This window comes from Sphingomonas sp. SP4, assembly GCF_058313375.1.
In genome coordinates, this window is record NZ_JBZFLE010000002.1 from 401,936 (window position 1) to 413,989 (window position 12,054).

Here is a 12,054-nt window from a genome sequence, read left to right on the forward strand (position 1 = left end):
TCCTGCTTTGTCGCCAAGTGCAACGGCTGATGGGCCCATTTTCCCGCAGAGGCGTTTGTTCTCTGGGAAGGCGTTCAAAAGCCGGGATTGCATCCGGCAACTGAACCAGAGGGAAAGGTGCGCGGAGCGTCGTGAAAAGTGATCTCAAACTCTACCTCGAACGCGCCGCGAGCGCCCGAGATGAAGCTGCGGCAGCTACATTGGAAAACGTTCGTGAGCGTTGTCTGCGAGCGGCTTCAGCTTGGAGCGAAATGGCAGCCAGGATCGAGCGCGGAGACAAGATGCGTATCGAGAACGAAGTCGCCAAAGCCGCAACGATCGGCGCTCGATGACGGGTCTTTCCAACGGCACAATTGCCGCTAGTCTCGCGCCCATGCACAGCGCTTTCCTTGGCCGTTCGGTGCAAATCGCGATCGCGGGAATTCTCTCGCTCAGCGCGGCGTCAGCGTCGGTTCCCCGCGAGCCCGACGCGCTACAGTTCTTCGTTGGGCGGACGGAGTCCCACGGCACGGTCAAAGTACTGTTCAAGAAGACCTACCGCTCAAGCAGCATCGGCAATGGGCGGATCGAGGGCGATGGAAGTCTGGCGCTCATTCAGCGCGTCGTCGACGAAGGCGAACCGCCGGAGATGCGCCGCTGGCACATCCGCCAGGTTGGGCCAGGGCGCTATATGGGCACCATGTCGGAAGCCGCCGGCCCCGTGACGATCGTGCAGGACGGTGATCGCTACCGCTTCTCGTTTAAGATGAAGGGCAACCTCAGCGTCGAACAATGGCTGACGCCGCAGCCCGGCAACATGTCCGCGCGAACGACGACCAAGGTGCGCCGCTTCGGCTTAACTGTGGCAACGGCCGAAGCGCTGATCCGCAAGATCTAACGCGGGCGGCGGGCTCCGCCTTTAGGAGACGCCTTCGCTGGCTTTGGGTGCCTTGGCTTCTTCCGCGGCGTTGGCCTTTCGTGCGCCATCTCGGGGCGATAGCTCGACTTGCCCTCGCGCGGCTCGGCAAGCTCGATAACCAGTCCCTGATCTTCGGGCGCGATGGTGGCGCGGCGCAAAGCCTTGATGAAGCCCGGAGTTGCACGCTCGCTCACCTGGAAAAAACTCTCGTTCGCAGCGACCCGGATCGCTCCGATTTCTGCCCGGGTGACATGCCCGTAGCGGCAAATCAGCGGCAGCAGCCATCTTGGGTCGGCGTTGTGGCGGCGTCCGGCGTTCAGGCGGAACCAGCTTGCGCCTTCGAATCCCGGACGCGGCGCGCCATCATCGCTGCGCCCCTCCTGACGGCCGGATCCGAGAATGTCCTCAGGTGCCGGCATCTTCGTGCGCAGTGATTTCACCAAAGCCGCAGCCACCGCCTCAGGGGCGAGCTGCTCCATCACCTGCCGCACTAGCTCCTGATCCTCATCCTCCAGCTCCACCGGAGCCATGAGGGTGGCGAGAAGACGGTCGCGATCGTTTGTCCTGATCTGCGCTGCAGTCGGGACCGAGATCCAGTCCGCGTCGATACGGGCGCCGCGCAGTAAACCTTCGATCCTGCGGCGGCGCTGGAACGGAACGATCAGCACTGCAGTGCCTTTGCGCCCTGCGCGGCCGGTGCGTCCCGATCGGTGCTGAAGAACTTCAGCGTCTCGCGGCAATTCGACGTGGATCACAAGGGAAACTGACGGAAGGTCGATGCCTCGCGCGGCGACGTCGGTGGCGACGCACACTCGAGCGCGCTGGTCGCGTAAGGCCTGAAGGGCCTGATTGCGCTCGTTCTGGCTATGCTCTCCAGACAGAGCGACCGCGTCGAAGCCACGTTCGGTCAGGCTTGCGTGCAGCCGGCGAACAGCGTCGCGCGTGGCGCAAAACAGGATGGCCGTCTCCGCCTCGTGGAAGCGTAGCAGGTTGACGACCGCATGCTCGATGTCGGTCGGCGACACGGCCACTGCCTGATAGGCGATATCCTGGTGCGCCTCGCTCTCGCCGAGCGTCTCGATGCGGAGAGCATCCTTCTGGTAGCGCTTCGCCAACGCAACGATCGGTCGAGGCATGGTCGCTGAGAACAATAATGTCCGGCGGCTTCGGGGCGTGGCGTCCAGGATCTCCTCAAGCTCCTCGCGGAAACCCATGTCGAGCATCTCGTCGGCCTCATCCAGGACTGCCGCACGCAAGGATGAAAGATCGAGAGCGCCCCGTTCGAGGTGATCGCGAAGGCGGCCCGGCGTACCGACAACGATGTGGGCACCATGAGAAAGAGCGCGCCGCTCCTTCATCGGGTCCATGCCGCCGACGCAGGTTACGACGCGAGCGCCGGTACCTGCGTAGAGCCACTGTAGCTCCTTGCTCACCTGGATCGCTAGCTCGCGGGTCGGCGCGATGACGAGCGCAAGAGGTGCGTGTGTAACCGCGACGGAATCGCCCTCGAGGAGCTCGGGCGCGATCGCGAGGCCAAAGGCGACTGTCTTGCCTGAGCCGGTCTTAGCGGAGACGATTAGGTCGCGGCCCTGCGCCTCCTCAGCGATTACAGCGGACTGGACGGAGGTGAGCTTCTCGTAACCACGAGCGTCGATAGCCCGCGCGAGGGCCGGATGCGGCTTGGGATTTGGCATTGCGGCGCCCTACTCGCCCCCGGCCGGTGCGGATAGCCCCGAGATGCTACGACGTCACTTCGACCCGAAGACGACGGTCCCACATTACCCTGATTTTGGAGACGTGATGACCAGCCTAATCCGCGGCGCCTAGCAGGGAGCCGTGCCGCATACGGACAACGGCCCCCGCAACTACAGCCAAACGGGGGTCCGATGCACCATTTCTTCAAGATTGTGACTTGCGCCGCGGCTGCGACGTCCCTCCTCTCGCCTTCCTTAGCCCGTGCGCAAAACGGCCAAGGCATGGTGCTCCGCAACCCCTCCAACAGCGTGCATGTACGCATCTATCCGTGCGGAAGCAGCCGGTGCGGTGAAGTCGTCTGGGCCAACGATAAAGCCAAGGCGGATGCGGCACGCGGCGGCACACGGAATCTAGTCGGAACTCAGCTCTTCCGGGAATTCAAAGAGGTAAGCCCGAAGGTCTGGAAGGGGAAGGTGTTCGTTCCCGATCTCAACAAGGTCCTCACCGGCACCGGAACCGTCAAGGATCAGAACACGATAGTTGCGCGCGGTTGTGTCCTCGGAGGCCTGGCCTGCAAGTCACAGGTTTGGACCAGGGTCCAAAACTAAACGCCCGCCGCTAGCCACTTGGTGGTTGCGAATTTGACGCATGCGGCAAGCCCGAATTTCGGGATCGGAAAAAACCCCGATGCAACGACTATTTCTCAACAACTAACGTCCCCCGAGTCCAATAGGGGGACATCCGATGACTAAAAGACTTACGTTGAAGCAATGCCTTATGCTCGGAACCGTCTTGACGGGGACAGGCGCATTACTTTCACCCAGTGCAGCTTATGCGGACTGTCTCCCGGATGCGTCGGGCACGACCGTTATCTGCCAGACAACGTCGCCGAATGGCTACCAGTCGACCACCAACGACCTCACGATCAACGTGCTGAACGGGGCTACGGTTGGTACTGGCGGCGCAACGCCGTCACCCCTTCTCTCCGGCGGCACGACAAGCACCCTTAATAACGAGGGTGCGATCAATTCGGGCGCGACTGCCATCTCGCTCGGCGGCGGAAGCACGGTCAACAACGCCGCCGGCGCACCATCCGGCACGATCGTCGGCGACATCCAGTTCGGTGCTCCGGCTGCAGGCGCCGTCAACACCTTCAACAACCTGGGCGGCACGGCCAGCCTGGTCGGCGACATCGTCTCAGCAGGAGCGCTGACGGTCAACAATGCCGCAGGGACGACAATCACCGGCGACGTCACCGCGGCGGGTGCGCTAACCGTCAACAACACGGGCGGCACGATCAACGGGTCGATTAACGGCTCTGGCGCGGGCGACAGCATTACCATCTCCAATGGCGGCATCGTCACTGGAGCGATCGGGCTGGGTGCAGGGGATGACTCGTTCACCCTCGGCACCGCAACGACCTACACGGGCGACATCGACCTGGGCGAAGGCGACAACACGCTGACCAATGCCGGAACGCTCAACGGTAACGTCTCCGCCGGATCGGGTGATGACACGGTCACGAACAGCGGGACGTTGAACGGCAATGTCTCGCTGGGCGACGGCGACAATTCGGTCGACAATAGCGGCACGCTGGCGGGCAATGTGACACTCGGCGCCGGCAATGACTCGCTCAACAACAGCGGCATCCTGAACGGCGACGTGGACCTCGGGGCAGGCGATAACTCCGTCGACAATAGCGGCACCGTTACGGGCAATCTGACCGCGACCGGCAACAACACGATCGACAACAGCGGCACCTGGAACGGCAATTTCACGCTCGGCGCCGGCAACGACACGATCACGAATAGCGGCGTCCTCAACGGCAACGTCGACATGGGCGCCGGCACGAACGTGTTCAACGCGGATAGCGGCACGCTATTCCCGACGGGTACGCTGACGGCCGATCCTGCTGGCAACAGCACGTTGAATCTCGGAGCCGGCGGCGGCACCGTTGGTGCGGTGACCAACTTCGACGTGATGAACGTCAACGGTGGCACCTGGACCGTGGCTGCTCCGGTCGTGTTCGACGATCGGATCAACGTTGGTCACGCCATGCTCGCAACGCCTGACGCTGATTTCCTTGGCGCCAATACGATCGTAAACAACGGCACTGTCCTTGAGGACGAAGGCGTCTGGTTCCAGAGCAACGCCGCCGGCACTTACAGCGGCAACATGTCCGGTGACGGCATTGTCTATGTCGGCTTTGGCGGGACTGCAGTCACGACCTTCTCGGGGGTCAACACCTACGCTGGTGGGACTTACATCGACGGCGCTACGCTCCAAGTCACCGGAGGCTCCGCGCTATCCGACACGGGCGAAGTGCAGATCTCGAATGGCGGAACGCTGGACGTCGCCGAAAGCGAGACCATCGGTATCCTCAACGATGGACTGCATTATGGCGGCACCGGTTTCGTCACGCTTTCGGGAGGTGACCTCACGATCGGCAGCGGATCGTTCAGCGGCGTGATTTCCGGTGCCGGCGGCATCGGCAAGAACACCACGGGTACGCTGACGCTGTCCGGAGCGAACACGTACAGCGGCCTGACGACGATCTCCGATGGAACGCTCGTACTGCAGGACGCGGCCATCAATAACGGCAGCGACATCGTCAACGATTCGCACCTGATCTTCGACGACTCGCTCGGTGGAACCTACACCGGCGACATCAGCGGCAGCGGCGATCTCACCAAGATCGGCGCTGCGATGACGACGTTGAACGGCAACAACACCTATACAGGTGCAACCTTCATCAACGACGGCATCCTGGCCGTTGGCGGAACCGGGATCGGCGATACGTCAGCAGTGACGGTCACGGCTCCGGGCTCCCTCCAGCTCAACGCCGACGAAACCATCGGCAGCCTCGCCGGCGACGGCGCGCTGAACGGCGGATTCACGCTGACGACCGGCGGCAATAATGCGTCCACGACATTCTCGGGCCCGGTCAACGTAGCGGGCATCACGAAGGAAGGGACGGGCCAGTTCAGCCTCACCGGTAGCGGCACGCTGACGAACGGCTTCACCGTCAACGCCGGCGCGTTGGTGATCGGCGGCACCTACACCACGACGGCGAACAGCGTCGCAAGCGGTGCCACGTTCAACATTCTTGGAACGGGCAACCTTACGGGCAACCTGACCGCCGCGGCTGGATCGACTTCGATCATCAACGGCGTTCTGACGGGCAATCTCGACAATGCCGGCGCCCTTTCAGGCACCGGATTGGTCACGGGGGCAGTCGTAAACAGCGGCACGCTAAGCCCCGGCAACGGCGGCACGGGTATCTTCCACATCGATGGGTCATATGCCCAGAATTCTACCGGCACGCTCGCGGCGGACATCACACCGCTTGCAACACCGGGAACGGGCTATGACCAGGTTTTGGTGGTTGGCACTCCCGGAACTGCGTCGCTCGACGGAACGCTGGCAGTCAATCTCGCAAACGGCCTGGGAACGCCGGCCGGACCCTATGTCGATGGCGCTACGTACGACGTGGTCCACGCGACGGGCGGGATTTCCGGCGACTTCGAGACGATCACGGGGACGACATTATCCCCCTTCATCAGCCTCGAAGACACTGGGGTCGTTACGATCGCCGGGACAGATCAGGTCTATCGCCTGACCGTGGTGCGTACGGATTATGCGGTCGGCATCGGGCCGAACGCGACACCGAACCAGATCGCCACGGCGAACGGCTTCCAGGGCCTTGTTCCAGGTGCGACCGGCGATGCGGCGGCCCTCGTTTCGGCTGTCGATGTGATGACGGTCGACCAGGCGCAGCTGTTCTTTGATGAAGCCAGCCCGGAGCCATACGGCGCTTATGCCCGTGCATTGCTCAACCAGGGTGAGCTCTTCTCTCGTCAGGTGCATCTGCAGACCCATGAGAATCCGAACGTACTACCCGGGTTCGACCTGTGGCTGCGCGGCTACGGCGGCTGGGGCAACGGCAAGAACAGGTCCTACCGCTTCGGCTCCGACATCGACACCTGGGGTGTCGCCGGCGGTGCAACCTATCGCTGGACCGACTTCTACATCGGTGCCGCGGTTGGCTGGTCGAAGGACAAGATCGACTACGCCCTCAACAACAGCAACGGCCATAACACCAGCTGGCAAGTTGGCCTCTACGGCGGCTGGCAGGGCGGGCCTTGGAGTGCCGATTTGCAAATCGATTACGCTCACGGCAAGGTCAACGCGTCCCGCTCGATCGAGGTGGCGACGGTCTCTCGCCAAGCCAATGCTGACACCAACGGTCACCTTTGGAAGTTCATCGTCACCGGCGGCTACGACTTCGATCTTGGCGGGTTCAAGCTGAGGCCGTTCATCGGCTTCGACTACACCACCGGGAAGCAGAGCTCGTTCACCGAGACTGGTGCTGGTGCCGCCAATCTCACCGTTGGCAATATCGACGCGAAGCGTTTCGACGGCCTGCTTGGGCTCGATCTAAAGTCAAACCCGAACAAGACGATCTCGCCTTATGGCCGCTTGGTCTACCGGTACAACTTCAACAACCAGTCCGGCCGTATCAACGCATACTTCAACGGCGATCCGGACAGCAGCTTCTCAGTTCAGGCTGTCACGCCCGGCAAGAGCGAGTTCGATGTCGATGCGGGCATCAACTACCAGGCGAGCCCACAACTGGCGATCTATGCCGGATATCAGGGGACGTTCCGCAACGACCTGAACCAGAACGGCATCTCGGCAGGTTTGAGCTACAGCTTCGGCGCTCCGCCAGCCCCGCCGCCGCCGCCTCCCCCACCTCCGCCTCCGCCTCCGCCTCCGCCTGCGACGCAGACGTGCCCGGACGGTTCGGTGATCGAGGCAACGGCGACCTGCCCGGCGCCGCCTCCGCCTCCGCCTCCGCCGGAACCGGCGCCAGAGCGCGGCAAGTAATCAGCGCTGCCTGAACCTGAGGATCGTGCGGCACCCCGGTGTCGCACGATCTTCTCGTTTCGGCGGTTCGATTCCCGCCGTCAGCTTTCCCTTCCCGGTGACCGCGCTAAGAGCGGTAGGATGGACAAGCCTTCCACTCTCCCATCACCGCCGTCAGCCGAGCAGCGTCCCTACAGCTACGAACGCCACGGCGTGACGATCGAAGATCCGTGGCATTGGCTGCGCGATCCCAAATATCCCGAGGTCGATGATGCGGACGTGCTCTCGTACCTCAAGGCCGAGAACGCCTATTTCGACGGTTGGAAGGCGCAGCACCAGGGGCTCCTCGACCAGCTGTTCGAGGAGATGAAGGGCCGGATCAAGGAGGATGACAGCTCGGTCCCGATCCGCGACGGCGATTATCTCTACTGGTGGGCATTCAAGCCGGGCGGCGCGCAATACCGGACCTGGTACCGCAAACCAGTCGGTGGCGGCGCCGACGAGATCATCTTCGACGAGCCGGTGGAAGCCGAGGGCAAGGAATATTTCCGCTTGGGCGCGATCGAGCCGAGCCCGGACGGCAAGCTGCTCGCGACCCTGGTCGACGACAACGGGTCGGAGCGGTTCCAGCTGCGCATCCGCGACATTGCCTCAGGCAAAGACATCGAGACCGTCACCGACGTCGGCATCGGCCAGCCGGTCTGGACCAGTGACAGCGGCGGGATCGTCTTCACCGAAGTGAACGACAATTGGCGCAGCTACCGCGCCCGCTACCACAGGCTCGGTGCGAATGCGGATGAGGCGGTCACGCTCTACGAAGAGACCGAGGAGCTCGGGTTCAGCGTCGGTGTCGGAAAGTCGCACGACAAGAGCCTGATCCTCATTGCCACAGGCGACAACGCCACAAGCGAGGTGCGGTTCGTCTCGGCCGACGATCCATCGCAGCCGCTCACCCTCATCTCCCGCCGCAAGCCGAACCGCGAATATCATGTCGATGCAGCGCACGGGAAACTCTGGATCCACACCAATGACGACCACGTGAACTTCCGCCTGGCAGAGGCCGACGTGTCCAATCCGGAGGAGTGGCGTACGGTCATTCCGGGTTCGGACCGCGTCTATCTGACCGGCGTTACTTCCTATCGCGATCACCTGGCGATCAGCAGCCGGGTCGATGGTCTCGATCAGCTGGTGCTGCGCACCTACGAGGGTGACGAAACACGTCTTCCTTTCCAGGAGGCGAGCTACAGCGCCTTCTTCCTCGGAAATCCGGAGTTCGCGCCGGAAGGCTATCGCGTCGGCTATTCGTCCATGGTCACCCCGATGACGACCTACGACTATCATCCGGGTAGGGGCGAGCTCGAGGTGCTCAAGGTCCAGGAAATTCCGAGCGGCTACGACGCTTCGCAATATGCGACCGAGCGGCTGATGGTGGACGCGCGCGACGGGGTGAAGGTGCCCGTCTCGGTCGTCTATAAGAAGGGCTTCGAGAAGAACGGCCAAGGCAAGGTCTTCCTCTATGCTTACGGCGCCTACGGCCATGCGATCCCGCCGGTGTTCAACTCGAACCGCATCAGCCTGCTCGATCGAGGCTGGGCCTGTGCGATCGCCCACATCCGCGGCGGTGACGACCTTGGCTACCAGTGGTTCCTAGACGGCAAGCTGACCAAGCGGACGAACACGTTCAACGACTTAGTCGATGTCGCGAAAGGGCTGATCGCGGAGAAATTCACCAGCGCGGGCAAGATCGCGATCAACGGCGGCTCGGCCGGCGGCGAGCTGATGGGCGCGGTCGTCAATTCCGATCCGGAGCTGTGGGGCGCGGTCGTCGCCGACGTGCCCTTCGTCGACGTGCTGAACACGATGCTAGACGACACGCTTCCGCTAACGCCTGGCGAGTGGCCGGAATGGGGTAACCCGATCACCGACAAGGCGGCGTTCGACTATATCCGCAGCTACTCGCCCTACGATCAGGTCAAGGCGCAGCCCTATCCGCCGCTGCTGATCACCGGGGGTCTAACCGACCCGCGTGTAACCTATTGGGAGCCCGCCAAGTGGGCTGCGAAGCTGCGCGCGAACAAGACGGATCAGAATCCTCTGTTCCTGAAGACCAACATGGGCGCTGGCCATGGCGGCAAGTCGGGCCGCTGGGAAAAGCTGCACGAGGTGGCCGAGACCTACGCCTTCATCCTGACGGAGACGGCTTGAGCCACCCGACCTTCGAGATGGCGCTGACCGCGGGGCCGGAGCACATCGACGAGCTCGGGCACGTCAACAATGCCATCTGGGTTCAGTGGATCCAGCAGGTCGCGGTCGCGCACTGGGACTCGGTGGCCGATGCGGCACACAAGGACGCTTACTACTGGGTCGTGGTGCGTCACGAGATCGATTACCTACGCGCCGCGCACGAGGGTGATGAAATCCGGGCGAAGACCTGGGTGGGCGACGCGCCGAAGGGAGCGCGGTTCGATCGCCTGATGGAGTTCACGGGACCCGACGGCAAAGTCTGCGTCCGCGCAAAGACTCAATGGGCGATTATCGACAAAGCGGCGGGGCGGCCCATCAGAGTGCCGCCGGAAGTCATAGCGCCGTTCGTAGCCGACGTGTAACGGCAGGGCATGGCCCGTCCTATCCTCTACGATTACTGGCGTTCCTCCGCCGCCTACCGCGTCCGCATCGCCCTCAACCTCAAGGGCGTCGATTACGAGAGCCGGCAGATCGACCTTCGCGAGGGCCAGCAACGATCGGACGAGTATCGCGCGCTCAACCCACAGGGCTTCGTGCCGATGCTGGAGATCGACGGCCACCGCCTCACGCAGAGCCTCGCGATCATCAACTATCTCGACCTTCGCTATCCGAACCAGCCGCTGATCCCGGCTTCGGCAGCGGACCGTGCCCACGTCGTGGCGATGGCAATGACGGTCGCCTGCGACATCCATCCGCTGAACAACCTCCGCGTCATCAAATATCTGAAGGACGAACTCGGCCACTCACAGGAAGAGACCGACGCCTGGTACGCTCATTGGATCAGCGAGGGGCTCCCAGCGCTGGAAACCATGGCAAAGCCGCACGCGGGCAAGTTCCTGTTCGGCGATGCGCCGACCGGCGCCGACATTTGCCTCGTCCCGCAGCTCTTAAATGCGAGGCGCTTCAATGTGCCGCTCGATGCTTATCCGACGTTGCTGCGCGCCGATGAGAATGCGAACAAGCTCGAGGCCTTTGCAGCCGCCCACCCCGACCGCCAACAGGTGCCAGCATGAACCGTGTCGATGACATCAACCGCGGCATGACCGATCTGAAGCCGCTGGAATCCGTCGAGATCCCGTCTCTAGAGGGCAAGGTTAGCGACGAAGAATGGGCGATCCGCGTCGACCTCGCCGCGGCTTATCGCATGGTCGCTTATTACGGCTGGGACGACCTCATTTTCACCCATCTTTCGGCGCGTATTCCAGGGCCGGAACATCACTTCCTGCTCAACCCGTACAATTTGATGTTTGAGGAGGTGACCGCCTCGTCGCTCGTGAAGGTCGACGTGAACGGCAATCCGATCGAACCGACGCCGTTCATCACCAACCCCGCAGGTTTCACGATCCATTCTGCAATCCACATGGCGCGGGAGGATGCGCATGCGGTGATGCATTTGCACACGCCAGCCGGACAGGCCGTTTCCGCGCATCAGGAAGGGCTTCTCCCCCTTACCCAAACGGCGATGCTGATCCGCGGCGAAGTTGCCTTCCACGAATATGAGGGCGTCGCGGTCGATCTCGGCGAGCGTGAGCGCCTCGTCGCGGATCTTGGCGAGAAGAATGCGATGATCCTGCGCAACCACGGTACGCTCGCTGTCGGCAAGAATGTCGGCGAGTGCTTCATCCGGCTCTATTATCTGGAGCGTGCCTGCCAGGCGCAGATCATGGCGCTTTCGGCCGGCGATAACCTCAACACGCCGCCGCAGGGATCACCCGAGATCACTGCGCAGCAGGGCGCGGTCGGACTGCCCATGGCGGCGAACTTCCTTGCGTGGCCGGCGCTCAAGCGGAAGGCTTATCGGCTCGATCCGAGCTTCGCGAGCTAGTCACTTTCCAACTCGGAAACTTTTCACTTGCCAAGGTGGAAAGTCGCACGTAGTGACTTTCCTATCTGGAAAGTGAAGGGGTGATCATGGAAACGTTGGACGCACGCTCGGCGCTCGAAGCCAAGCATTATGCCGAGGCGCAAATGGCCAAGGCTGCAAACTGCCCGCCGTGGCGGCATGCCATTTTTGGATTGATGATGGGTGGCCTGGTTGCGACGCCGGCGTTTGCGTTGCCCGTGCGCATCGCGATCCTTGTCGCGCTGCTCGCCCTGATCCCGATCATCATCCAATCGGATCGCAAGCGGATGGGCATGTTCATCAACGGCTATCGTCGCGGGAAGACGCGGATCGTCGCGCTCGGCATCCTTGCGATCGAGCTCTCGCTTTATGCATTCGCAGTCGTTCGCGGGCTCGATCACAACGATCACACGACGCCACTGCTGCTGGGCGTTGTGGGCGCGATCATCGGCGTTTGCGGAAGCATGCTGTGGCAGCGGGTGTTCGTGCGCGAAATGGGCGCCTGACG

Annotated in this window: 10 protein-coding genes; 9 read left to right on the forward strand and 1 reads right to left on the reverse strand. The window is 62.6% G+C overall.

Going from position 1 to position 12,054, the window contains the following annotated elements; all coding sequences use genetic code 11:
- Nucleotides 1-131: 131 nt before the first annotated feature.
- Nucleotides 132-332: a hypothetical protein gene (locus AC4GYV_RS11330; protein WP_491100812.1), complete on the forward strand. Its 201-nt coding sequence runs from the start codon at nt 132-134 to the stop codon at nt 330-332.
- 41 nt (nt 333-373) lie between these two features.
- On the forward strand, nt 374-877 hold the full coding sequence (locus AC4GYV_RS11335; protein WP_491100813.1) for a DUF3833 family protein: 504 nt from the start codon (nt 374-376) through the stop codon (nt 875-877).
- Here the strand turns inward: AC4GYV_RS11335 and AC4GYV_RS11340 are convergent.
- Nucleotides 874-2,592 carry a DEAD/DEAH box helicase gene (locus AC4GYV_RS11340; protein WP_491100814.1) on the reverse strand — a complete coding sequence of 573 codons (1,719 nt, stop codon included), beginning with the start codon at nt 2,590-2,592 and terminating at the stop codon, nt 874-876. The genes AC4GYV_RS11335 and AC4GYV_RS11340 overlap by 4 nt on opposite strands.
- A gap of 282 nt (nt 2,593-2,874) precedes the next feature.
- On the opposite strand from AC4GYV_RS11340, the gene AC4GYV_RS11345 reads away from it, so the two are divergent.
- The 7 genes from AC4GYV_RS11345 (at nt 2,875) to AC4GYV_RS11375 (ending at nt 12,052) form a co-directional block, all read left to right on the forward strand.
- Nucleotides 2,875-3,201: a DUF2147 domain-containing protein gene (locus tag AC4GYV_RS11345; protein WP_491100815.1), complete on the forward strand. Its 327-nt coding sequence runs from the start codon at nt 2,875-2,877 to the stop codon at nt 3,199-3,201.
- 136 nt (nt 3,202-3,337) lie between these two features.
- Nucleotides 3,338-7,480 carry an autotransporter outer membrane beta-barrel domain-containing protein gene (locus AC4GYV_RS11350; RefSeq protein ID WP_491100816.1) on the forward strand — a complete coding sequence of 1,381 codons (4,143 nt, stop codon included), beginning with the start codon at nt 3,338-3,340 and terminating at the stop codon, nt 7,478-7,480.
- A gap of 120 nt (nt 7,481-7,600) precedes the next feature.
- Nucleotides 7,601-9,664: a S9 family peptidase gene (locus tag AC4GYV_RS11355; protein ID WP_491100817.1), complete on the forward strand. Its 2,064-nt coding sequence runs from the start codon at nt 7,601-7,603 to the stop codon at nt 9,662-9,664.
- Nucleotides 9,665-9,681: 17 nt separating this feature from the next.
- On the forward strand, nt 9,682-10,065 hold the full coding sequence (locus AC4GYV_RS11360; RefSeq protein ID WP_491101594.1) for an acyl-CoA thioesterase: 384 nt from the start codon (nt 9,682-9,684) through the stop codon (nt 10,063-10,065).
- Nucleotides 10,066-10,074: 9 nt separating this feature from the next.
- Nucleotides 10,075-10,716 carry a maleylacetoacetate isomerase gene (maiA, locus tag AC4GYV_RS11365; protein WP_491100818.1) on the forward strand — a complete coding sequence of 214 codons (642 nt, stop codon included), beginning with the start codon at nt 10,075-10,077 and terminating at the stop codon, nt 10,714-10,716.
- A 26-nt stretch (nt 10,717-10,742) separates the two neighbouring features.
- A complete protein-coding gene (locus tag AC4GYV_RS11370) occupies nt 10,743-11,528 on the forward strand; it encodes a class II aldolase/adducin family protein (RefSeq protein WP_491101595.1) in 786 nt (261 codons plus the stop codon).
- A gap of 86 nt (nt 11,529-11,614) precedes the next feature.
- Nucleotides 11,615-12,052 (forward strand): hypothetical protein, encoded by a 438-nt coding sequence (locus AC4GYV_RS11375; protein ID WP_491101625.1) that lies wholly within the window; start codon nt 11,615-11,617, stop codon nt 12,050-12,052.
- Nucleotides 12,053-12,054: the final 2 nt, after the last annotated feature.